The organism is Staphylococcus sp. GDY8P119P (assembly GCF_017892075.1).
Lineage (GTDB): Bacteria > Bacillota > Bacilli > Staphylococcales > Staphylococcaceae > Staphylococcus > Staphylococcus ureilyticus.
The window spans coordinates 78814-103056 of the sequence record NZ_JAESKJ010000006.1 but is presented as its reverse complement, the minus strand read 5'-3'; the positions used below and the strand labels follow the sequence as shown (position 1 = coordinate 103056).

At 33.0% G+C, this 24243-nt stretch carries 28 protein-coding genes; 10 read left to right on the top strand and 18 right to left on the bottom strand.

Going from position 1 to position 24243, the window contains the following annotated elements; all coding sequences use genetic code 11:
• Window positions 1–56 precede the first annotated feature (56 nt).
• Complete coding sequence (gene isaB, locus KA830_RS04525; RefSeq protein WP_019468208.1) at window positions 57–584, bottom strand: immunodominant staphylococcal antigen IsaB family protein; 528 nt, start codon at window positions 582–584, stop codon at window positions 57–59.
• Window positions 585–868: 284 nt separating this feature from the next.
• On the opposite strand from isaB, the gene vraX reads away from it, so the two are divergent.
• Window positions 869–1039, top strand: a complete 171-nt coding sequence (vraX, locus tag KA830_RS04520; protein ID WP_019468209.1) for a C1q-binding complement inhibitor VraX — start codon at window positions 869–871, stop codon at window positions 1037–1039.
• Window positions 1040–1286: 247 nt separating this feature from the next.
• Here the strand turns inward: vraX and KA830_RS04515 are convergent, their stop codons facing one another.
• The 9 genes from KA830_RS04515 to KA830_RS04475 form a co-directional block, all read right to left on the bottom strand.
• Window positions 1287–1727 (bottom strand): ASCH domain-containing protein, encoded by a 441-nt coding sequence (locus tag KA830_RS04515; RefSeq protein WP_204180506.1) that lies wholly within the window; start codon window positions 1725–1727, stop codon window positions 1287–1289.
• 307 nt (window positions 1728–2034) lie between these two features.
• Complete coding sequence (locus tag KA830_RS04510; protein WP_046207266.1) at window positions 2035–3447, bottom strand: MFS transporter; 1413 nt, start codon at window positions 3445–3447, stop codon at window positions 2035–2037.
• Between the two features lie 186 nt (window positions 3448–3633).
• Window positions 3634–3900 carry a hypothetical protein gene (locus KA830_RS04505; RefSeq protein ID WP_070657562.1) on the bottom strand — a complete coding sequence of 89 codons (267 nt, stop codon included), beginning with the start codon at window positions 3898–3900 and terminating at the stop codon, window positions 3634–3636.
• A complete protein-coding gene (locus tag KA830_RS04500; RefSeq protein WP_070657560.1) occupies window positions 3881–4264 on the bottom strand; it encodes a hypothetical protein in 384 nt (127 codons plus the stop codon). The genes KA830_RS04505 and KA830_RS04500 overlap by 20 nt, the downstream gene beginning before the upstream one ends.
• Window positions 4236–5378: a thiolase family protein gene (locus KA830_RS04495; RefSeq protein ID WP_046207263.1), complete on the bottom strand. Its 1143-nt coding sequence runs from the start codon at window positions 5376–5378 to the stop codon at window positions 4236–4238. Before KA830_RS04495 ends, KA830_RS04500 begins: the two co-directional genes overlap by 29 nt.
• Window positions 5379–6746: an AMP-binding protein gene (locus KA830_RS04490; RefSeq protein WP_343283712.1), complete on the bottom strand. Its 1368-nt coding sequence runs from the start codon at window positions 6744–6746 to the stop codon at window positions 5379–5381.
• 503 nt (window positions 6747–7249) lie between these two features.
• The gene (gene hxlB, locus KA830_RS04485; protein ID WP_204180509.1) at window positions 7250–7798 is read right to left on the bottom strand and encodes a 6-phospho-3-hexuloisomerase; all 549 of its coding nucleotides are present in this window, start codon (window positions 7796–7798) and stop codon (window positions 7250–7252) included.
• Between the two features lies 1 nt (window position 7799).
• A complete protein-coding gene (hxlA, locus tag KA830_RS04480; protein WP_070039425.1) occupies window positions 7800–8432 on the bottom strand; it encodes a 3-hexulose-6-phosphate synthase in 633 nt (210 codons plus the stop codon).
• 115 nt (window positions 8433–8547) lie between these two features.
• Window positions 8548–9276 carry a glucosamine-6-phosphate deaminase gene (locus KA830_RS04475; protein WP_046207259.1) on the bottom strand — a complete coding sequence of 243 codons (729 nt, stop codon included), beginning with the start codon at window positions 9274–9276 and terminating at the stop codon, window positions 8548–8550.
• 360 nt (window positions 9277–9636) lie between these two features.
• Between KA830_RS04475 and KA830_RS04470 the strand changes: the two genes are divergently transcribed.
• The 5 genes from KA830_RS04470 to KA830_RS04450 all read left to right on the top strand — a co-directional run bounded on the left by KA830_RS04470 (window position 9637) and on the right by KA830_RS04450 (window position 13130).
• Complete coding sequence (locus KA830_RS04470; RefSeq protein WP_145381450.1) at window positions 9637–9996, top strand: YojF family protein; 360 nt, start codon at window positions 9637–9639, stop codon at window positions 9994–9996.
• Between the two features lie 12 nt (window positions 9997–10008).
• The gene (gene bshB2 / locus KA830_RS04465) at window positions 10009–10674 is read left to right on the top strand and encodes a bacillithiol biosynthesis deacetylase BshB2 (RefSeq protein WP_019468220.1); all 666 of its coding nucleotides are present in this window, start codon (window positions 10009–10011) and stop codon (window positions 10672–10674) included.
• Between the two features lie 14 nt (window positions 10675–10688).
• Window positions 10689–11567, top strand: coding sequence for a GTP cyclohydrolase FolE2 (gene folE2 / locus KA830_RS04460; protein ID WP_046207256.1), 879 nt, complete (start codon window positions 10689–10691; stop codon window positions 11565–11567).
• 381 nt (window positions 11568–11948) lie between these two features.
• A complete protein-coding gene (locus tag KA830_RS04455; RefSeq protein WP_204180511.1) occupies window positions 11949–12755 on the top strand; it encodes a helix-turn-helix transcriptional regulator in 807 nt (268 codons plus the stop codon).
• A 36-nt stretch (window positions 12756–12791) separates the two neighbouring features.
• Complete coding sequence (locus tag KA830_RS04450) at window positions 12792–13130, top strand: transcriptional regulator, SarA/Rot family (RefSeq protein ID WP_046207254.1); 339 nt, start codon at window positions 12792–12794, stop codon at window positions 13128–13130.
• 135 nt (window positions 13131–13265) lie between these two features.
• Here the strand turns inward: KA830_RS04450 and KA830_RS04445 are convergent, their stop codons facing one another.
• The 3 genes from KA830_RS04445 to tadA form a co-directional block, all read right to left on the bottom strand.
• Window positions 13266–13832 (bottom strand): NADPH-dependent FMN reductase, encoded by a 567-nt coding sequence (locus tag KA830_RS04445; protein WP_046207253.1) that lies wholly within the window; start codon window positions 13830–13832, stop codon window positions 13266–13268.
• 18 nt (window positions 13833–13850) lie between these two features.
• Window positions 13851–14723, bottom strand: a complete 873-nt coding sequence (locus KA830_RS04440) for a Cof-type HAD-IIB family hydrolase (RefSeq protein WP_204180512.1) — start codon at window positions 14721–14723, stop codon at window positions 13851–13853.
• A 79-nt stretch (window positions 14724–14802) separates the two neighbouring features.
• Window positions 14803–15312: a tRNA adenosine(34) deaminase TadA gene (gene tadA, locus KA830_RS04435; RefSeq protein ID WP_046207251.1), complete on the bottom strand. Its 510-nt coding sequence runs from the start codon at window positions 15310–15312 to the stop codon at window positions 14803–14805.
• Between the two features lie 64 nt (window positions 15313–15376).
• Between tadA and KA830_RS04430 the strand changes: the two genes are divergently transcribed.
• Window positions 15377–15994: a deoxynucleoside kinase gene (locus tag KA830_RS04430; RefSeq protein WP_046207250.1), complete on the top strand. Its 618-nt coding sequence runs from the start codon at window positions 15377–15379 to the stop codon at window positions 15992–15994.
• Window positions 15987–16649: a deoxynucleoside kinase gene (locus tag KA830_RS04425; RefSeq protein WP_040029931.1), complete on the top strand. Its 663-nt coding sequence runs from the start codon at window positions 15987–15989 to the stop codon at window positions 16647–16649. The genes KA830_RS04430 and KA830_RS04425 overlap by 8 nt, the downstream gene beginning before the upstream one ends.
• A 525-nt stretch (window positions 16650–17174) precedes the next feature.
• On the opposite strand, the gene KA830_RS04420 is transcribed toward KA830_RS04425, so the two are convergent.
• Window positions 17175–17564 carry a hypothetical protein gene (locus KA830_RS04420; RefSeq protein ID WP_046207248.1) on the bottom strand — a complete coding sequence of 130 codons (390 nt, stop codon included), beginning with the start codon at window positions 17562–17564 and terminating at the stop codon, window positions 17175–17177.
• A gap of 217 nt (window positions 17565–17781) precedes the next feature.
• On the bottom strand, window positions 17782–18468 hold the full coding sequence (locus tag KA830_RS04415) for an HAD family hydrolase (RefSeq protein ID WP_204180518.1): 687 nt from the start codon (window positions 18466–18468) through the stop codon (window positions 17782–17784).
• A 175-nt stretch (window positions 18469–18643) separates the two neighbouring features.
• On the opposite strand from KA830_RS04415, the gene KA830_RS04410 reads away from it, so the two are divergent.
• Window positions 18644–19150 carry a cupin domain-containing protein gene (locus KA830_RS04410; protein ID WP_204180519.1) on the top strand — a complete coding sequence of 169 codons (507 nt, stop codon included), beginning with the start codon at window positions 18644–18646 and terminating at the stop codon, window positions 19148–19150.
• Window positions 19151–19285: 135 nt separating this feature from the next.
• Here the strand turns inward: KA830_RS04410 and KA830_RS04405 are convergent, their stop codons facing one another.
• Window positions 19286–20362: a branched-chain amino acid aminotransferase gene (locus tag KA830_RS04405; RefSeq protein WP_040029928.1), complete on the bottom strand. Its 1077-nt coding sequence runs from the start codon at window positions 20360–20362 to the stop codon at window positions 19286–19288.
• Window positions 20363–20890: 528 nt separating this feature from the next.
• A complete protein-coding gene (locus KA830_RS04400; protein WP_046207245.1) occupies window positions 20891–21847 on the bottom strand; it encodes an NAD-dependent epimerase/dehydratase family protein in 957 nt (318 codons plus the stop codon).
• A gap of 408 nt (window positions 21848–22255) precedes the next feature.
• Here KA830_RS04400 and fusF point away from each other — a divergent pair, with 408 nt between their 5' ends.
• Window positions 22256–22900 (top strand): fusidic acid resistance EF-G-binding protein FusF, encoded by a 645-nt coding sequence (fusF, locus tag KA830_RS04395; RefSeq protein ID WP_040029926.1) that lies wholly within the window; start codon window positions 22256–22258, stop codon window positions 22898–22900.
• A 388-nt stretch (window positions 22901–23288) separates the two neighbouring features.
• On the opposite strand, the gene KA830_RS04390 is transcribed toward fusF, so the two are convergent.
• The gene (locus tag KA830_RS04390; protein WP_040029925.1) at window positions 23289–24179 is read right to left on the bottom strand and encodes a LysR family transcriptional regulator; all 891 of its coding nucleotides are present in this window, start codon (window positions 24177–24179) and stop codon (window positions 23289–23291) included.
• Window positions 24180–24243 lie beyond the last annotated feature (64 nt).

The window sequence follows — 24243 nt, the reverse complement described above, 5'->3', positions numbered from 1 at the left end:
ATTTCTGATGATGAACGTGCGCCTTTTTAAGTTAATTTACTCATTTATGTTTTTATTTAACCACCGTATCCGCCATACCCAATATTCACTTCATTGACTTGACCATCTTTCATTTCAAAGAAAACGGTTGGGCCATTATTTTGAGATTGATATGCGTATACACCTGTACCTTTAGGCTGTTTATCTGGTGTTTTAATCTTACTTAAATCTTTTCCATAAGCATCTTTGACTTGCTCATAAGTTAAGTTCCCTTTTATAGAAAAATTAACGTTGCTTGCTATATTATCATCTTTTGAATAGTCTGAGAAAGTTTGGTCATATTTCTGAGTTGTCTTGCCACCCTCTACTGTTCTTGCACTTACATTCACGCCATTAAAAGTAACCTTGCCATATTTGATTCCATTTTTAAATTGTTCATTTAATAAAAAGCTAGGGTCGTTACCAGCATTTCCTTCATATTGATAATAAGGTGTTGTTGCTGCTTGTGCTTCGCTATGTGATACGCCTTCATCAGAAACGCTTATGCCTAATGTAGTTCCAAATACAATGCTTCCAGCTACAAAAGTCTTTGCAATCTTATTCATTCTGTATCACTCCATTTAAAATTTTGGAATCGCATTACGATTCGATTACAATATTACATAAATGTTTCAAAAAGTGCAAATATAAACCAAATACACAATATATTATTTTTATTTTTTAATAGCATAAACATTTAAGTGATAGTATTAATACAACAAAAATTAAAATAAAGTATTTTATGATTATACGACGTTCGACTGATAAAAAGTTGATACTGTAGACTCATGTATTTCGCATACATATCTATTATTATAATAAGTGTAGAGAGACAAGGAGGTATGACATCATGATTATCTACGAACAATCTTTTGAGAATGGTAACCCTATCTATGAAATTATCACCAAGACGTTCAAAACGATTTCTGTTAAATGCGATGAAAATTTCAGCAAGAATGAATTATATACGTTACTCTCTCTACTTGAAAGTGATGTTGATAACTTAAATGTAAGTTATTAGCTACACTTCAATACATCGATGAAAAAACAGAAGCGTAAGTTCCAAGACTAAAATTAGAAGAAACAGAACAAAGAATTCCCCTTTAGAAATATGCGCCATGTATATGTAACTGTCCCATTATATATACATGGTATAACACATCCCTTATAAACACTCACCCTAAGTGGTACATAGTTAGGCAAAGATTGTCCCCTTTGTTTGCTTGGAGAGCACACTCGAAGCGATCCTAACTTATGTACCACTTTACTTATTTATATAAAACTTTAAATTCCTCACACACTACAATAGTAGATTCGTTAAATGCCAATCCTAGAGATGCATAGTAAGGTTCAAAGAAATCAATATGTGCTTTACGCCAGTAAGCTAGTGACTTATCGCCTTCACCTTCTAAATAAGCGTGATGTTCAGAGACAGCATTAAAAGTTGTTTGATATACATGTGTTGTTTCAATCACACATTGTGGTTCCCCTTTTTTATTTAAAATCACGCTCACATCTCCCACTTGAGGTAGTGGTTCACCATCAACTTGATAAGTTTCGTAACCACTTGTCGTAGCCGTTTTTTCACCTTGTTTTACTAATTCTGCTAATGTATCCTCATCTACACCAAATGACCACGCTTCATATGTTTTGCCCTTATAAGATGGAAATAATTGTACAAATTTCTCCCAATATTGTTCTACTGTCATCATTTTCCCTCCCAAACTATGTATGTCCTTTTCTTTCTTAAACATAACATAAATAAGTGATATAACCATTGCTATCCTATGTTATTCTACTACCAAAATGAGGCAATACACTAAAATATAAATATCTAGATTATTGCAAGAAATCTATTCTTTCTTGCAATAATAGTGAAATTTACTAAAAAAATAGGTACTCACTTCCTAACTCTAAAAGGAAATGAATAACCTATTTTTAAATTTCTACTATTCCGTTTTAGTATCGATAGCTAGCATACTATTATCTTAATAGTCGTTTGTAATGTCATTCGGCTTATACGCGTTTATCGTCTGCCCACCATAAAGCTTTCTCAGGATTTTCCGTATAATAATCATATTCTTCATCGCTTTGAACATTTGGATATGAACCTTTAAGCGATTTACCTGCTGTGCTGACATGTAACAATGAAATAACGATAATCCCTATAACGCTCATTGCCGCTAAGTAATAAGCTGGTGAAAGCGGATCTCCTGTTTTCGCAACCAATGAAGATGCAATTAACGGTGTTGTTCCACCAAATAATGATACTGACACATTAAATGTTACCGCCAATGTTCGATAACGGATATGCGTATAAAACATCGTTGGTAATGAACCTGGCATCGTTGCTTCATAAGTAGACAAGAAAAATCCTAACGTAAATATACCTACAATTATTAAAACCAACGAACCTGATTGGAATAACGCAAATGCCACAGTACTAAAGATAGCTGTGCCACATAGCCCGATTAAAAAGACTTTTTTCTCTCCGATGCGATCTGCAACTCTACCAAACATTAATGCCAATGGAATCATTACTGCCATGACAACCGTGATAAGTACAGAAACCGTTGTGCTATCTAATTTAATTATTTGTTGTAAATAAGATGGCATATATGAAGTTACCATATAATTAGTACAATTAAAGAATGCTACAGCTACAAAACATACAATAATATCTTTGTAGTAATATCGAACAATTGTGAAAAATCCGATGTTATCTCGTTTAGGTTGTGTAGCTATTTCATTTTCAAATACTGGAGACTCCTCTAATTTTCTTCTTAAATAAAAACCAAATATACCTAAAAATAGACCCAAAATAAATGGTATTCTCCATCCCCATGTAGCCATTTGTTCCTCATTTAAAAAGAAAAATAGTAAGCCACTGATTACTGATGCGGCGATATAACCTGATAATGTACCAATTTCCAAACCTGAACCTAGACCATTTCTAGATTTATCTGGTGAGGATTCAGCAACATAAACCATCGCACCTGCATACTCTCCACCAGTTGAAAACCCTTGAAGCACTCTACCTAATAATAGTAAAATTGGCGCCCATACACCTATTTGATCATATGTAGGTAATAAACCAATTAACAAAGTTGAAAATGCCATCATGATAATGGTTGTCGTTAAAACGACTTTCCTACCAAATTTATCACCAATAATACCAAAAATAATGCCACCTACTGGTCTTAATAAAAATGCAATTGCAAATGTGGCAAATGTAAATATCGTTTTTAACTGGTCATTTTCTACCGAACTAAAAAAGTTTTGCCCCAATATAACTGCTAGGTAAGAATATAACCCGAAATCGAACCATTCCATCGCATTACCAATACCGGTTGCAAATACAGTTTTTTTCGCAGTTCTAGGATTCACCTTATTAATATTACTTTTATCAAAATCTTGTTCATAATCCACGATTTAAGTCACTCCCTTAACATGTTTACTTATTATACTGAGTTCGGAGTGTATGTCAAACTGTTTCAAATTTTTTAAATTCTATTTTTTAATTTTTATACAAAAATTGTAGTTGTTTTTAAATATGGAAAAATTTATTTTATTTTTAAGTTTGTTATCTAGTTAAGGGCAATTTTCAATGATTACTTATTTATTTTTCAAAATAGTAACTTTAACTTTATCACAATTATTTTTCACAATTAATTTATTATTGCTTTCAAAATCAAAATGAAGAAATTCATATGTATCAACTGGTTCAACATAATTAATTTTATAATTTTTCCAATTCAATTCATTGTATATCAATGCAATTTGTACAATCATTTGTCCTGGTACAATATGTTGATGCAAAGGATTCTCATCTTTGACAAGTCTCAAATATCGTTCTACATCGTTAGGTAATATCTGTATCATTTTTCACCTTCTCTAAAAACGTTTGCTTAATATATATACATTTAGTCAGATTTTTATTTATTTTCATTTCAAAGCCATATTTGATAAATTGACGAATCCTTTTTTGTTCGATTAATGTTAATTGTACTTGATATATGACATCAATTGCTAAGGGATGATATTGTTCAATTTCTGTTGATTTTAATAGTAACTTACTAGAAATAAACGGTTTGAACAATTCAAATTCGGGCCACAGGCTTGCACAATAAAGTGGTGAAACATCAACGCTATTCGTTTGTGCAAACAATTGATTATAAGCTTCTACATCTTTTTTTTGGAATATCATTTCTCGTTGTTCATGACCATCTTTCAAATAATGTGGCATTGCCCATACCTCCTCCAATACCCATAGTTGCAATTGTCCTATGTTTATGTTCCATATAGAATAGCCGTGTAACAAGTGCAGCACCACTTGCGCCATAAGGATGTCCAGTAGCTATCGCGCCACCATAAATATTTAATTTTTCAGCTGGTACGTTTAAAGCTTGTTGGCTTGCTAACACTTGTGATGCAAAAGCTTCATTTAATTCTATAGCATCGATATCATTTAAAGACAATTGCTGTTTTGCTAATAGTTTTTCTATAGCAGGCACAGGACCAATACCAAGTATATTTGGGTCTACACCTATAGTTACTTGGTCAATGAATGATAATCCACTGTGTATGCCATATGCTTTAGCAAGTGTTTTTTCCATGACAAGTAGTAGTACGGCACCGTCATTTTTCATACAACAATTGCCAGCAGTAATGCTCCCGTTTGGTAATAATGGCTTTAATCGATTTAACGTTTGTTGCGTTAATTTAGGTTTAATACTTTCATCTTGTTGAAATGTTTCTCCTTTAATCATCAGTGGTGTTATCTCTTGAGTAATCTTACGATGGTTATATGCATCAAGCGTTTTTTGATGACTGTGCCATGCGAATTCATCTTGTTCAAATCTTGATATACCATATCTTTCTGCAACATTTTCAGCTGCTTGTATCATAGATGGATCTTGGCCTTGAGGTGCAAATGATGCTCTTTCATAAAATTCTGGTAAATGTGTGTCATATACAGATTGTGGCCGCTTAATCTTCCAGGGTGCTCTGCTTGTACTTTCCACGCCACCTGCAATGTATATTGATCCTGCACCTGCTTGTATCATGCGACAGGCTTGATTTACAGCCTCTAATCCCGAACCACATTGGCGATCAACCGTCACACCTGGCACTTGTTGATTTAATCCAGCTTCTAAAAGTGCCTTTCGCGCAATATTACCTCCATTTCCGATAACATTACCTAAAATCACGTCATCTATATTATTAACAATTGCAGGGAAGTTATTTTTCAAATAATTGAATAGTGGCTGTAATAATAATTCAGGTTCTAAATGTCTCAATTTCCCACCATACTTCCCAAATGCTGTACGTTTCGCTGCTATAATTACCGCTTCATTCATTTATAATTCTCCTTTTAAATAGCATTGTTTCATACGTTCGCGCGCAATCTTTCCACTTGAGGTATAGACCATTCGCTTTACTTTAACTAGTTTCGATGGTATTTGGTAACGCGCTACATGATGTTTCATAATTTTTCTAAAATCGTTATAACGAACTGTATGATCACCGGTATATAGTAATACGGCAATTCCTCCAAATTTAGAATGTTTTTCACTGATAACAACTACTTCTTTGAATAAATTAATGGATTTTGCATGCTGTTCAATTTCAAACGGATAAACATTACGTCCACCAATAATCATACGATCATGCTTTCTACCATGTAAAAATAAATGTGCATGCGCGTCACATGATGCAAAATCTCCTGTTTCAATCCAACTATCATCGCTGACATCTTCATCAACATAACCACCAAATGACATATCACTTCTTATCTTTAGTAGGCCTATACCTGATACGTCAGGCTGTTCAATATTCACGTGCACGTTGTGAAACAATTTGCCAACAGATTCTGGTGGTGCACTATTATTGAAGTTATAACTAATAAAGCTAGCTTCTGATGTCCCAAAGAACTCAATTAGATCACTTTTAGGAAAACATTGTTGAATACGTTGACGAATATGTAAGCCAAGTTTATCCCCAGTACTTAAAATATAATGTTTTCCTTCTATTAAAATTTGAGTTGCAACGCAAGCTTGTATCATTGTTGGCACCATAAAACACGCTGTGTTTACTTTTTGGTGTTGGATTGTCTGCATTAAACGCTTGGCTTCAAAATATCGCTGTCCAATAAATGTTCTACCTGTATATAATGCATAAATACATGCATATAACGATAAAGAATGCGACAACGGACCCGGAGCAACAACTGTATTTATCATTCTGTCAAATAATTGATCATTTTTGGAAAAAGACTTAATCCAAGATAACGCTCCCCTATAATATGCTTTAGGTAAGCCTGTCGTTCCAGATGTAAAAGCGATATGTAACAAATCGTCATCGTCCTTGAAATTATCTTTTTGGGTCACATTATGTATACTTAAATCCTCTTCTTCCATAAGATATTGAACACCGTATTTTTCGACTAAATTGAAGGTTTGCACGCTCGACCATCTATCATCAAAAATACATGGTACACACTCACTTTTTAACAATGCTAAATAAATAATCATTGCCTTCTGCGGATGTCGTGTGACCAATCCTACAATGCTATGTTTAGGTATATTAGAAAATAAGTCCCTTTTGTTATTTAATTCTTTAATTAATTCATCATATGTTAATGCTTGTTCATCAAAGCGCAAAGCAACTTGATGCGGTTGTTTCTTAGCGTGATTTTCTATTTTTTCTAAAATTTCCAAATGCAACACCCCTTTGTTAACTTTTATACAAAATATATTAACATTTAGGGTGTGAAATAATATAATGAAAACATTTGGTTCCCAATGCCATAAACATCCCAAATTTTTAATTCAAATTGAGTCATTTTGAATCTTGTTTTCCTTAAAATACAAAAAATGGCACAATTCGTGGTGAATTATCCCAATTTTAAGCATATAAAGCTATATTTCTAAATCTTTTATTAAGTAAATGATTAAAAAATATTTCCATTAACACTATCGTTGGAATTAATATTGATTAACCAAAGCATCTTGTACCATGTTGACTGTTGTTCCCCCTGGAAATGATTGAAAATTTTTAATAGTTTTGCACTTGGATTATGTGAATCATATTATCAAGAAAACATCGCAGGCCAAAATTATTTTGTAAAATTTCTCATAAAAAAAGAGCTAACTATTTGAGGTTAGCTCTTTTCTATGAGAATGAGATTTAACTTTCACATCCTCAACGAAAAACGTTATATTCTAATACACTACTCTAAATTAGCATGATTACTTTGCATCGTTTCTTCATCGACATTAAGTTCGTTCATTAAATCTAATACTAAACTATCTAAAAAGACTTGCGCTGCTTGTTCAAACAAACTACCTAAGGGTTGTGCAGATCCTTCTGCATCATATTTTGTACCTGCAGGAAGTTCTATAACAGTGTTGGCCAATACGCCAATTGCTGAATTTGGATTCGTAGATAATAACACAACTTCTGCATCAACAGATTTTGCTTTTTCAACTAATAATCTCAAGTGTTCCGTTGAACCTGAACCTGAAATGACAATAAATAAATCATTTTCAGTAATTGAAGGTGTAGTTGATTCTCCAACAACATAAGCAAATTTTCCAAGTTGATTTAAACGCATAGCAAAACTATTTGCTACAAATCCAGAACGTCCTTTACCTGCTACAAATACATGTTTTGCTTTAGTCACTTGCGATAAAAAAGCTTGTGTTTCACTATCTCTAACATGAGATAACGTATGATCTAACTCGTCTAAAATCAAACGATAATTTGTAATTTCACTCATCTTATCTACCTTCAATCGCATCTCTACATTGTTTTGCTGCTTCAACTGGGTCATCTGCGTTAGCAATGCCGCCACCAACTACAACTAAATCTGGGTCCTCAGCTACCACTTCTTTAATTGTATCTGGTTTAATACCACCAATTACAGCAACTTTAGAATTGTTAATTACGGATTTAACTTGTCTTAAGCTTTCTAATGGTGATTCACCTTCTGCTTGTAAATCATAACCAGTATGAACAGCGATATAATCCGCACCTAATTCGTCTAATTCTTTCGCACGTTTTTGTAAATCTTGTACAGCAATCATATCTACAAGTAATTCTTTATTATTTTTATGTGCTTCGTCTACCGCAGCTTTAATAGATGCATCTTCTGCAACACCTAGGATTGTAACTACATCTGCACCATACTTAACAGCTTGGCTTACCTCATAATCTGCCGCATCCATAATTTTTAAATCTGCAAGTACTTTCACACCATCGATATTATTATCTAAATGTTGAACAGCCGGTAAACCTTCATTAATCACAATAGGTGTACCAATTTCTACAATATCAACATAATCTTTAACTTTATTTGCAAGTTCTGCCGCTTCCTCTTTATTTAATAAATCAATTGCTAGTTGTAATTCCAAAATGATCATCCCTTCTTGATTTAATGATAGGCATGGAAATCATGACCTAACTTACTTTATTTAAAAACTTACGCATAAATGCTTTACCCTTAAAGTCATAATTTAAACTGAGAGATTATAAGCGAGGTGCTGCAGCGTCATCAACGTAAATTTCAACATCAGGATGTGCAAGCAGAATCGTAGCTGGAACCTGTTTATTGACTTCATGCTTAGCTAATTGTTCAATTGCTTCTCTTTTTTTCTCTCCAAATGCTAACAAAATGATTCTTTTCGCTTTTAAAATTGAAGCTAAACCCATGGACACAGCTTGTTTAGGTACTTCACTTTCATTATCAAAATAACGACTATTTGCATTGATTGTACTATCAGTTAAATCCACAACTTGAGTGGTACTATTCATATCAGTCCCTGGTTCATTAAAACCGATATGACCATTTTCACCAATACCTAATATTTGTATATCCATTGGTCCTTTTTGATTGATTAAATCTTCATATCGCTTCGTTTCTTCCATTAAGTTTTCTGCAGCTCCATCAGGAATGTGTATCAAAGATTTCGTAAAATGTGGATAACGATTAAATAAAATATCATTCATATAACGATGATAACTTTGTTCATGCGTCGCCGATAAACCGACATATTCATCTAGATTAAATGTTTCTATTCCAGATACATCTAATTGATTCTTTTGCAGTAAACTAACTAGAAATTCGTAAACTTCTACCATTGTCCCACCTGTAGCTAATCCTAATTTACTATGTGGTTGTTGACTCATTTGTTTAAACAATTCACATGCAACATAAAATGAAGCATATGCACTAGACCCTAAATTTGTGATTTTCATGTTATTGCCCTCCCAAATATATTGAATTTGTCATTAGCTATAAACAAAATGTGAATACACTTCTATTATACGTGCTTTTAATCGTTTTTACAGAAAATCGATATTTGATAAATTGTAATGATTGTTTAAAATGACTAAAAGTATAATGAGCAGACTAATACATTTTCATCGCTGTTTTTAGTAAAATAAATAGATAATCAAAATTTTATGTATAAATCTAAGTTGAAATTCATTTTTCAGGTAGAAAATGTTTCAAAGTCAGTTTACACTAAAGATTAGACTGATTATTTTTATTAACACTTGTATCGTACAATTTATTGCATAAAAGTATAGGGGTTTGGAATCAAGGAGGCAAAAAGTTTGGAATCAATAATAGATGAAAAAGTACAAACATTACTTTCTTCATATGAAGATAAACCCGTGTATTTACATGTAGAGACGACGAATGGTGCATATGCTGCACATTTTGATCAACGTGTATTTAACGCGGGCACTTTTTTAAGAAATATTCAAATCACTTTTGAGCATGCACAGCTTAAAGGTGGTAATAAAGACCCATATCGTGTAGGTTTAAAACTAAAAGATGGCGGTTGGGTCTACGTTCAAGGTTTAACACATTACGAAATAAATGAGCAAGGTGAATTTCTATTAGCTGGCTTTAACTATGAAGGTCAACTAGCTGCTGCTTTAGAAATAAGCACTCAACCATTTAAAGCATAAGGAGGATGAATCATGACAGAGGAAAGCCATGTATTAGTTATTTTTCCACATCCAGATGATGAATCATTCTCATCTGCAGGGACATTGGCACGTTATATAGATAACGGTGTACCAGTCACATACGCTTGTTTAACATTAGGTCAAATGGGACGTAATTTAGGTAATCCACCATTTGCCACTCGTGAATCTTTACCTGACATTCGTGAAAAAGAATTAGAAGCTGCGATGGCTGCCATCGGTATAACTGATTTACGCAAAATGGGCTTACGTGATAAAACTGTAGAGTTTGAACCTCACGACGAAATGGATGAGATGGTACAGTCATTAATTGATGAATTAAATCCATCCGTCATCATATCGTTCTACCCTCAATTTGCAGTACACCCAGACCATGAAGCTACAGCAGAAGCAGTCGTGAGAACTGTGGGACGCATGAAGCCATCAGAAAGACCCCGTCTACAACTTGTTGCATTTAGTAATGATGCGCCTGAAAAATTGGGTGAACCTGACATTCTAAATGAGATCAGTGATTATAAAGAGGTAAAACTTCGCGCGTTTGAAGCACACGCATCTCAAACAGGACCATTCTTGAAACAACTTGCTACACCTGATGTTTCTGGAGAAGCGCAAAGCTTTTTAGAAGTTGAACCTTATTGGACTTATAACTTTGAATCTTAAGTGGAGGCAATATCATGACAGAATTTGATTTATCAACTCGAGAAGGTCGATGGAAACATTTTGGTTCAGTTGATCCAATCGAAGGTACAAAACCAACCGTTAAAGAAGAAATGAAAGATTTGCAAAGTACGAACAAAAACTACTTATTTGAAATTGAAGAAGTAGGTATTAAAAATCTTGTATATCCTGTATTAGTTGACCGTTTTCAAACAGCTGGAAACTTCAGTTTCTCAACAAGCCTTAATCAAGATGAAAAAGGTATAAATATGAGTCGTATTCTAGAAAGTGTTGAAAAACACTATGACAACGGCATTGAATTAGATTTCGATTCTTTGTATCGTCTTTTGCGTAGCTTACAAGAACGCATGGAACAAAATGCTGCTGGCGTTGATGTTTCAGCTAAATGGTTCTTTGATCGCTACAGTCCAATCACGAATATCAAAGCTGTAGGCCATGCAGATGTGACATACGGTATGGCGATAAACAAAGAAAATATTACAAGAAAAGAAATTACACTACAAGCTGCAGTTACAACATTGTGCCCTTGTTCAAAAGAAATCAGTGAGTACTCGGCGCATAACCAACGCGGTATCATTACCGTTAAAGCAATTTTGAATAACGAAACTATTTTAACAGATGACTACAAAGAAAAAATTTTAGATGCAATGGAAGCCAACGCAAGTTCTATACTTTACCCTATATTAAAACGACCAGATGAAAAAAGTGTCACAGAACGCGCTTATGAAAATCCGAGATTTGTTGAAGATTTAATTCGCCTTATCGCAGCAGATTTAGTCGATTTTGATTGGATTGAGGGCTTTGATATTGAGTGTAGAAACGAAGAATCTATTCACCAACATGACGCTTTTGCAAAAATAAAATATAGAAAATAGTAATTATAACTATAAATTAACACAGCAAATCATCAAAAATAGGCTACTTAATTTCTAAATGATATAGAAGTTTAGTAGCCTATTATTTTTTATTCAATTTTTATTTTAATTTCAAAACATTCTCTCAACAATTAAACTTTCCATCCTTACTAAATAATGTTATTTTTCTCCAAATTCATTAGTTAAATTTGTAATAGTAAAATTTTAATGGTTCATTTAAAAATACCACCACTAAATATATCCATCTACAACTAATTATAAAATAATGTATATTAACTGTTAAATTTTATTAATGTTCTATATACAATTTTCATATTAAAATAATTACAGTAGTAGTTTATAATTAATTTTTATTTTGATGTAAGTGGTGAAACCAATAAAATGGATGATACTTTTAAAATAAAACATGCGCAGTATGGCTCTATAAGCCAATTAAGCAGACCTCATTTTCTACATATTTTTTTAGTAACAGAAGGAGAATTTGTGGCTTTGAAAAACACTACTTTCCATCATTTTAAAGTAGGTGACATATTTCATATCCACGACTATGAATCCATTAAACAAATCTCTTTTAACGGTAGTTTAATCTGTCTTTCACTAAATAATTTTTACTATTATCAATACTTCCAGCAACTAAATTTTAACACGTTTAAACATATATCGTTAAAAAAAGAGATACGCCTCAAATTATTAGATATAATTGATACGATTCAACATCAATCTATAACCAATCCGAACAATGCCATTAAAGATTTAATTAAAAGTATAAAATATTCTGAGCATCAAAATTTTCAAAGTTCTGAATTACAATGCAGTTATAAAACATCTTTAATTAAAGATGTCGTACAATATGTTAATACGCATTTAACGACTAAAATTACCTGCAAAGAAATTGCTAATTATTTTTTTGTAAATAATAGCTTTTTATCAAGAGAATTTTCAACATTGATGAACTGTAAGTTATCTCAATATATTACGTCATCTAAAATTCATGCTTCCATATGTGATTTGCTTAATGGTGATCATTTAAACATTGTTCAACAACGCTATGATTTTCGTAGTCAAAATGAATATTGTTATCTGTTCAATAATGTTATTGGTTGCCAACCTTCTGATTTTAAATACCATAAGAAACTAGTCAGTAATTCAACATTTAAAATTCTATTTCTATCAACAATTTCAATTTAACGCATAAAAGCAAAATATTAAAAGTGTGGTGACAATATGAATACAATTATTTATGAAGAAAAAAGAGGATTGATTAATAAAGTAGTGAAACAAAATTTGAATCTTACGATTTCTGAGGTAATCATTTTGGATAAATTGCTCTATCTTAATAAGAATAAAATAAATGCCATTGAATTAAAAAAGTTATTACAAGTCCAAAATTCACCTGTTTCTTCACAAATCAACCATTTTATCGAACTTAACCTTTTAAAAAAATCTCGAGATCAATCTGATGAAAGATGTATTTATTTGCATGATATCAAGTTAGAAGAAATTAAACAGCTGATTGAACAGTATCATTTAATAGTTAATTCAATACTTCACAGTACTGCCTAATTAAACCTCAGCAACATAAGAGCGCATATGAAATCAAAGTAATGTTTGATTTCATATGCGCTCCAAAACCCTTTAGATTATGTACATAGTGAGATACAACTTGCATCGTAACCCCTATTCAAAAATGACTTCACATTATTTCAAGTGTTCATACGGACTATTTTTCACAAATGAAATAATTTGATCCACAAATAGTCTTGAACGTAATTGAAACTCCTCGTTATCCAAGTAATACGTGCCATCATCTAATTTATTATAGTCTGTATCATGCGTCGCAATCTGCGTTGGTACTGCGATTCCGAGTAATGAACGTACTATCAAACGTAAATGAGACAATGGTTCAGAGCTTACAATTCCACCACTGTTACCGATTAATCCAACTGGTTTCATTTTAAAATCATCCATTGTTAAATGATCCAATGCATTTTTTAAAATACCAGAATATGACCCATGGTAGTTTGGTGTTCCTAATATAAAGAAATCTGCATTTCGCGCTTTCGTTTGTAATAATGTTAAATTATTTTTATACACTTCACTTGGTGAAGAAACGCCAGAGACATCCAGTTGATGAATTGGGTGTTCCGCTAGATCAAAGATCTCAACCTCAAAATATTGGTCTTCAAAATGACCTTTTAAATAATGAGCTAAAGCATTTGTATGCGAGCCCATTTTAGCACTCCCTATTATGATTAATCCTTTCATTTATCCTTTCACCTCATGCTATGATTTGTTATTTTCTCTAAGTAGTTTCATTATCGCTTTACCAACACCACTTTGTTCATTAGAGTCAGTTTCATATTTTGCGATTGCTTTAACTTCTGGAGCTGCATTCTCCATTGCAACTGAATAACCGACGCGTTCCAACATTGAAACATCATTCATATTATCACCGATTGCCATAACATTTTCCATATCAATATTTAGACGCTCTACAATCGTGTTTAAAGCAATACCTTTTTGTGCATCTGAATGCGTAATTTCTATATTTCCGCGTGATGAAGAAGAAATTGCCAAACTTTCTGATTTTGCTAATGTTTCACTTACTCGATCAATTTTTTCTAAATCACTATCAAAAGCTAATATTTTCATCACAATTTCACCAGGTGTATCTTGAATTTTGTCATAATTCTCAACTACTTTTAATGTACCGTTATCTATACGTTTTTGAATGCCACTTTTAATTTTTTCTACATCTGCTTCTTGACCAGCACGTTGTGCAATATCAATATAAATCTCTAAGTCTCGTAATGGATTCTCAGTATAGATTCCTAAGTTTGTATACACTTGATAGAAAATGTTTTCTTTATTTAATTCTACCGTAATGCGATTTATGAGTTCTCTATTTAAATTTGAAGTGCTCATAATATTAAATGATTCGTCTCTGACTTCTGCACCGTTCAAACAAATATATGGCACTTTTAAGTCTGTTTGATTGATTGGTGCATTTGCTTCATAAAATGCCCGACCAGTAGCAATGACTACAGTTATGCCTTGTGATTGTGCATATTTGATAGCTTGGATATTTTCTTCTGATATTTCATGTGCAGCGTTCAATAACGTACCATCCATATCTGTTGCAATTAAATTTATCATTGATTTACCTCGTTTCTACTTTATCTCAAAACACCGATTGAATACTCATTTACAAATTGCCATAATTTTGTAACACATTTCATATTTTACCAAATGTTTCACTATTTGTATTATCCTCTGTTCGTATGATTTTCTTTTTTTGTCTAATATCTTTAAAAAATGTCTTCAATAAATGGCTACATTCCTCTGCTAATACACCTGTAGTAACTTTGGCCCGATGGTTAAATCGCGATTCTTGCAACAGATCCATCAAACTACCTGCGCAACCACCTTTTAAGTCTTGTGCACCATAGATTACTTCGGGAATACGACTCATGACGATTGCACCTGAACACATTACACAAGGTTCCAAAGTAACATAAAGTTTACAGGACGCTAACCTCCAACTATTAAGCTGTTTTGCAGCTTTTTGAATCGCAATATGTTCAGCATGTGCAGTAGGATCTTGAGTGGATTCTCGTAAATTGTGCGCTCGTGAAATAACTTCATTATCTTTCACGACAATAGCTCCAATTGGTACTTCTCCAATAGCACCAGCTTTCCGCGCTTCTTCTAGCGCAATTTTCATATAAAATTGGTCAGTATACATGTGTCTATCACCTCACATATGGTACAATATTTATTGTCTATTTTAACATTGGAGCGGTAAAAACATGAAAAAACAATTTATTGCTGTTGAAGGGCCGATTGGCGTCGGTAAATCTTCATTAGCACATAAACTTAGCCAGACTTTTAATTATTATGAAGAAAAAGAAATCGTAAATGAAAATCCTTTTCTATCCGATTTTTATGAAGATATTTCCAAATGGAGTTTTCAAACAGAAATGTTCTTTTTATGTAATCGTTACAAACAATTTCAAGATCTTGAAGCAATTTCTACAGGTATTGTAAGTGATTACCATATTTATAAAAATAAAATATTTGCAAATAATACTTTAACACCTTCTGAATTCAATAAATTTTCTAGAATTTATGATATTTTAACTGAAGATTTAGAAATGCCAAATGTGATTATCTTTCTAGATGCAGATTTAGAAATATTGAAAAAGCGTATCGCGTTACGTAATCGTAGCTTCGAACATCAGATTGAAGACGACTACTTACTTAATTTAAAACGTGATTACAATGCTTATTATCGTTCGTTAAAAGCAGATGGTGAAAGTGTCATTCGAATAGATACGACTGATTTAGATTTTATGAAGCAAGAAAATGATTATAATTATATTTTAGATTTAGTGCAACCATTGATTGGAGGAAAAGATGATGAATAAATACGGTATCCCTCAAGATGCTGTGATAACAATCGCTGGTACAGTCGGCGTTGGAAAATCAACATTAACGAAAGCATTGGCACAAAGATTAAATTTCAAAACATCATTTGAAAATGTAGATCACAATCCTTATCTAGATAAGTTTTATCATGATTTTGAACGTTGGAGCTTTCATCTACAAATTTATTTTTTAGCAGAGCGCTTCAAAGAACAAAAACGTATGTTTGAATATGGCGGCGGCTTTATCCAAGATCGCTCTATATACGAAGATGTTGATATTTTTGCTAAGATGCATGAAGAACAAGGGACAATGAGTCCAGAAGACTTCAACACATATTCCGAACTATTTAATGCTATGGTCATGACACCATACTTCCCAAAACCAGATGTACTTATCTATTTAGAATGTGATTATGATGAAGTGATTGATCGCATCAAACAACGTGGTCGACAAATGGAAATTGAAACAGATCCAGAATATTGGAAAAAATTATTCAAACGATATGAAGATTGGATTAGTGAATTCAATGCGTGTCCAGTTGTAAGAGTGAACATCAATGAATATGATTTACATGCAGATCCAGAATCACTAAATCCTGTTATTGATAAAATCCGTCACATTATTGAAACTTATAGAAATGTAGATCAACGATAATACGTTTGTTGCTTAAAACATTTGCAAAATCAAGAATAGTACCATATAAAACAGATTTTGTAATGTAGAATAAAATGCAGGACAACAATATCTTTTGAAAGAAATCAATTCTTTCCTGCACGCACCATCAAGTTAACCCATTACCTGAGCCATTGCTCATGCATAAGTCCCACTAACCCAACAAGTTGGGAAGTGCTTTAAAGGTTTACTTGAGCTTTCGCTCATGCATAAGTCCCACTAACCCAGCAAGTTGGGAAGTGGTTTAAAGGTTTACCTGAGCTTCTGCTCATGCATAAGTCCCACTAACCCAACTAGTTGGGAAGTGCTTTAAAGGTTTACTTGAGCTTCTGCTCATGCATAAGTCCCACTAACCCAACAAGTTGGGAAGTGCTTTAAAGGTTTACTTGAGCTTCCGCTCATGCATAAGTCCCACTAACCCAACAAGTTGGGAAGTGTTTTAAAGGTTTACTTGAGCTTCTGCTCATGCATAAGTCCCACTAACCCAACAAGTTGGGAAGTGGGACTTTATTCAATATGTTTACGATAAATAATCTTTTCTATCTCGTCTTCATCTACATACTTACTATAATAATATTCATCAGTTTGGTCGAGACCAAATGTACTTGCTTTATCTTCGTCTTCAGTACCTATATATAATTGCCCCTCTAAGTCTTGATATAAATCAAAAATAGCACCACTATATCTCGCTTCTTGATATAGTTCATAAAGTTCATCAACATCATCTCTCGCTACATGTTTATAATATAATGTATGTGCAGCGTGACGATGCGTTTGTGCTTCAAAACCATGTTCCGTAGCTCGTTCATCCTCAGTGACTAACAATACTTCATTACTTACAATTTCTACAACTTTATATGTTTCACCGCGATAATTTGCATATCTTCCATCAATCATTCAACCACCTCGTTTACGTTTTTTTACAAATAGAGACTAAGACATAATGGATTCGTGCCAGCCCAATCCCATATTGACAGTAGGTGATTGAACTGAAAATGCGCTTTAAATCAAGTTTTTTCAATTCTAGCCATACTTGCCAAGGTGGAACGACGAAATCTATTTAATAAAATTAGATTTCTGTCCCGCTCCTATATTTTGTGGATTAGTCCTATTATTATAATATGTCCACTACACTATTTGCAGTTTCAAAAATATAATCCGCTTTAGTAAATGATTCTTTTAAACCAACACCTGTTAAAACTGCAACTTTCAACCCTAATTTAGCATTGATGCCAGTTTGGATATCATTCGCAGTATCACCGATAATGGCTACATTTTCAGGTTCTACATCATATCTATAAAAAAGTGGATTTAGCACTTCAGGATTTGGTTTTTCAACGGCATCCGCTTCAGTAGAAATCACAATATCGAAGTAATGGTCGAATTGCGTGTATTCCAAGAATTGTTCTACCCCTCTTTTAGAATCACTTGTCACAATACCTAGTTTGTAACCTCTTTGCTTTAACGTATCTAATGTTTCACTGATGCCTTCAACTAAAACATTTTCTGGCACCCTATTATCGACGAGCACTTGACTTCTTTGTTGAGCCCAACTTGTTACATCTTGATTTGCAATTTTACAAAATGCCTCAATCATTTCATCTAATGCGCCTGAAGCCATAATCGTACCTGGTTGAATTTCACCATCTATAACACCTAAATACGCGTAACCTTCATTTATATCGTCAATTGCATCCTTATATGTTGCCATAAAATCATCAACGAGTTGCAATCCGATTTTCATCCAACTGCGATCAAAATATATGATTGTGCCATCTTTATCAAATAATATCCATTCCATGTTTTAAACAGCTCCTATATTTAACAATATGTATCCCTCAACTTACTACTTAATTTTAATATAAAAATCGTTCTTAAAACAAATAACTCAACTAACATACCGATTGTGAACACCGTTTAAAATCCTAATATTTAGGTTATGAGATATAGTAATACCTATAAAAGAGGTGAAAAGTTTGGCGCCTAACCCTAATGTTAAAATTGAAACCATTTCTTGCGACAGTGATGATTCAATTCCCAATAACCCTAAATATGCCGTGCTGCTATATAAAAATGTAATCAAACAAGAAGAAAGACCTCTAAATACTTTAAATAAAAACAATTGGTCAAACGCTTGGCGTAGCGACATATTTCCAATACATCATTATCATAGCAATACACATGAAGTCCTAATTGTCGTTTCAGGAAATGCCATCGTACAACTAGGTGGTGAATTGGGGCCTCATGTAGATATTCAGCAAGGCGATGTCATTATCATACCAGCTGGTTATGGTCATAAACGAGTTCACAGTTATCATAATTTTGCAGTAATAGGTGCCTATCCAAATGGTCAAGATTATGATTTTTGTACTGGAAACCCTGACGAATGGCCACAAAATATAGAGAACATCAAAAATGCAAGTTTACCTGACACAGATCCAATATATGGCAAGGATGGCCCGCTATTTAAATATTGGCATTAAGTTAAACCATCGCAGACTGTCTGTTAATAGTTTTCAACAAAAAAGAAGGAGCAAGACGCTGAAATCTTTAGTAACGTGAGATTTCTGACTTGCTCCTTTTATTGTGCTGTTTATTGTTATCTTTTGGGGAGAAATTTAATATCTTGGTACGACTACTCTCCAACCATTCGGATCCTCAAGCTTACCACTTTGAATACCAACATAATGATCATATAAATTTTGAGTTACTTCTCCTGTTTCATTATTATTAATAACGATTTCAGTATCGCCGTATTTTAATTGACCAACTGGTGAAATCACCGCTGCTGTTCCAGTACCGAACACCTCAGTCAATTCACCATTATGATGCGCTTCAATCAATTCATCGATAGATACACGACGTTCTTCTACCTCATAACCTAAGTTTTGCGCTAATTCAATAACTGTTTTTCGTGTGATACCTGGTAAAATACTACCATTTAATGCAGGTGTTACCACTTTTCCATTTTCTACAAAGAAGATATTCATACTGCCGACTTCTTCCACATATTTCTGCTCTACACCATCTAACCATAGTACTTGGTCATAGCCTTGTGCTGATGCATTTGTTTGTGCTAAAAGGCTAGCCGCATAGTTACCAGCTACTTTTGCATGACCAACACCACCACGGACTGCACGTACATATTCATCTTCTACATAAATTTTTGTCGGATTTAAAGAGTCACCACCGTAATAAGAACCTGAAGGTGATAAAATAATTAATAATTTATATGAATATGAAGGTCGTACACCTAAAATACCTTCTGTAGCAAATACATATGGTCGTATGTATAATGATTGGCCTTCTCCTTCTGGTACCCAATCACGTTCAATATCTACTAATTGTTTTAAACCTTCTAATAACGTATCTTCATCAACTTGAGGCATATCTAGACGTGCTAAAGAATTGTTAATACGTTTAAAATTTTCAGATGGACGGAATAAATCTACTTCGCCGTCATGTTTATAAGCTTTCAATCCTTCGAATACTGCTTGTCCATAATGTAATACTTGGGCCGCTGGAGAAAGTTCAATCGGTCCATAAGGCACAATTTTCAAATCATGCCATCCTTGATCAGTATCGTAATCGAAACTTAGCATATAATCTGTGAAATATTCCCCAAATCCTAAATTACTTGGATCTGGTTTTTCTTTAAGGCTTTCACGCTGTATCAATTTTATTTTTTCTGACATGACTGTTTCCTCCAATGTTCTATTAATAACTAATACATTAAATTATACCAATCAGAATAGTTTCATTCAATAATTTTCAAAAAATTTAAAAAATAACAACATCTTTGATTAAACTAATTAAACTAATTGATTCAAGTGTAACATCATATAAAAGATAATACATAGATGTCACTGATTAAAGCATGAACGTTCACATCATTTGAGATACTACGGAAATCGATATTGATATATCATAATCTATTAATATTAGTAACTAAGTTCAAAATTTTCATTGATATTGTGTAGTGAACGATAGGAAAAAGGCTTTTTTGAGTATTAAAAGCTGTGCAAAGCTATTGTACAACACTGACACTCAAGGAACGTCATAACTGCAAGATTATATGGCTAAACCATATATCAGACAAGAAGCATTCACGTACATAATGATATAATTTCAAATATAAAAAGCGCTAATCCATAGTGAATTAGCGCCCTTACTTTTTAAAATTTTATGCCTTACTCGCTTGTCATCGATTATTTCAAAAGTAATTATCTTACTTTATCTTTATTTGAGATTTCTTTAAGCATAACTTCTGTCATTTTAGTCAAATCATATTTAGGATTAAAGCCCCACTCTGCTCTAGCACAACTTGTATCAATACTATTTGGCCAACTGTCAGCAATACCTTGTCTGTCTGGGTCAACTTCGTAATTTAATTTAAAATCTGGGTAATGCTCTTGAATTGCCGCTTTGACCATTTCTGGTTCAATGCTCATCGCACTCAAATTATAGGCGTTACGATTAATTAATTTTACGCCGTCCGCTTCCATTAACTTGATAATAGCGTCAATTGCATCTTCCATATACATCATATCCATAAATGTATCTTTAGCAATATAGCTTGTATACTGACCTTCACGAACTGCTTTAAAATAAATATCTACTGCATAATCTGTTGTACCGCCACCAGGCTCTTTAATATGTGATATTAATCCAGGGAATCTAACACTTCTTGTATCTACACCAAATTTATCAAAGTAATATTGGCATAATAGCTCACCAGCAACTTTGTTAACGCCATACATAGAAGTTGGTCGTTGAATCGTAACCTGTGGTGTGTTCACTTTCGGTGTTGAAGGACCAAAAGCTCCAATTGAACTTGGTGTAAAGAACTGTAAGTCATATTCTCGAGCTACTTCTAATGCATTTAAAAGACCACCCATATTTAAATCCCATGCAAATTGTGGATTTTTTTCAGCTGTTGCAGATAATAATGCCGCCATATGCATAAATGTATCTGGTTTAAAAGACTCAACAATTTCCGTCATTCTGTTTTTATCTGTAACATCTAAAATTTCAAATGGTCCATTAGCAATCGCCGAACCTGTTTCTGGCTCTCTAATATCTGTGGCAAGTACATTATCATTGCCATATAACGCTCTACATTTTACTACGAGCTCAGTACCAATTTGACCTAAAGCACCTGTAATCATTATCTTTTTCATAATCAAAAACTCCCTTGTTTATTACAGAAATCGTAATGTATTTTCGTAGTGGACAAAAATCTATCATTTACAAACATTGTACTATAAAAGCGCTTTTTTGTATACTACGCGTGTACATGAATCAACTAATTATATTTTACGATATTGTCGTTGTAAGCTAATGATTGTTAAGCTTTTGACTTCTCGCTATATAGGAAAATTTTATAATATATAGATTTTGACATTTCTTTGGTAATTTGATATAAAACAAACAAATACAATATGTGGAGATGATGATATGTTGCATAACAATGCTTCATTATTAATACAAAGCAATTACTGTCTATAGTATGATGCTTTGTTTAAAATTTCTTTTCACAAAGCATCTTTTGCTTTTAAGAATTATAATGTGAAAGGAATTTAAAAAAATTGGAAAAACAAATTTATCCATATCAATTTAACTATATTAAAGAACGAATCGCACATTTACTTAATGCTTATAAATCAGTAAATGACTTAAATACAATTGCTTCTATAAAAGAAACAACTAAAATAGACATTTATCAGCAGTTTCATCAAACAGATGATACGTTGACTGAAGCGATTGAAAAATTAATGAACATACGTATTACTAAAGTACAAGTAGATAAAATATTAGAAACTTTACAGACATACGTTATACCCTTTGAACACCCTTCAAAAAAACAAGTCGAAAAAACTTTTCGTAAAATTAAAAAGCTTAAATCACCGCTTATTAGTGATGAAATTCTATTGGAAAGTACTTATATCGGATGGAACGATATCGCTTCAAACAGAAAATTTATCATCTATTATAACGAGCAAGGAACTTTAACAGGTTTTTATGGCGACATTGCTAACCAAACCGTTAAGGGCTATTGCGCAATTTGTAATAAAGAATCTAATGTCGCTCTATTTATGCGTAAAACACGTACTTCTGGTGATGGACAATATACCAAAAAAGGTGACTATATTTGTTTTGACAGTATCAAATGTAATCAACAATTGTCGGATATTACACAATTTTATCAATTCGTCGATAAAATCCACTCATAATTTTTATAGTTCCGCTAGTATGATCATTATGTTAGTACTTTAACTTCAAAATACAAAGGTTTACTTGAGCTTCCGCTCATGCATAAGTCCCACTAACCCAACAAGTTGGGAAGTGTTTCAAAGGTTTACCTGAGCTTTCGCTCATGCATAACTCCCACTAACCCAACAAGTTGGGAAGTGCTTTAAAGGTTTACCTGAGCTTCCGCTCATGCATAAGTCCCACTAACCCAACAAGTTGGGAAGTGTTTCAAAGGTTTACCGGTTTACCTGAGCTTCCGCTCATGCATAAGTCCCACTAACCCAACAAGTTGGGAAGTGCTTTAAAGGTTTACTTGAGCTTCCGCTCATGCATAAGTCCCACTAACCCAACAAGTTGGGAAGTGGGACTTTAATTTTTCAAATACTCAATAAAAGTACGAATGGTTTGTTCGTTCACGCGATCAACATTTGTTAAAGCTGTAAAATATATATAATAATCAAATGGTGAGCCAATGGGGAGCATCTCAATCAAACCATTAAGTATGAACGGGTCATCTTCTAGCATCAAACTCGATACAATACTTACACCCAACCCCTCGGAAACTGTTTTAATCAATACACTCGGATTATTCGTTCTAAACACAATTTTTAATGGACCATTTTCATCTTCAAATGCTTTAAAATTATTATGATAAAAATTGCGATCATACAAGACAAAAGGAAATTGTTTAATTGATTCCATTTCAACCATGCTTTTTAATGATAGTTTAGATTTTTTAGGTACAATTAATTTAAAGTCAGTAGATAAATTCAATGAATGTGGGACGATGTGATGACTAAAAGTTTCATTTTCAGTTTTTCCTATAAGCCCGATATCAATCTCATTATTTTCAATCATTTTTATAATTTCTTGTCTATCACTTTCAAATACTTCTACGTCAATATGCGCATAGTCTTTTTTAAAATTTGATAAAGCTTTTGGCACAATTTTATTAAATAAGGTTGGTATCGTCGCTATTTTCAATGAACCTTTGATATTACTATGCAATGCCTCTACTTCCGATAATAAACTCGTCTGAGCTTCTAAAATATCTATAATTAAAGGTATAAGTCGCTTTCCAACTTCCGTTGGCAATGTCCCTTTACGTGAACGATTAAAAATTTTATACCCTAACTCTGACTCTAAATTAGCAATAGACTGACTCATCGCTGATTGGCTAATATGCATTGCTTCCGAAGCGTGAACAATAGATTCTAACTCATAAATCTTTTTAACATACGATAATTGTTCAAAATTCATTGTATCCTCCTTATATCAGTAAAGCTTATGTAAACTTAAAAAATTCTAATTATACATTAGTATA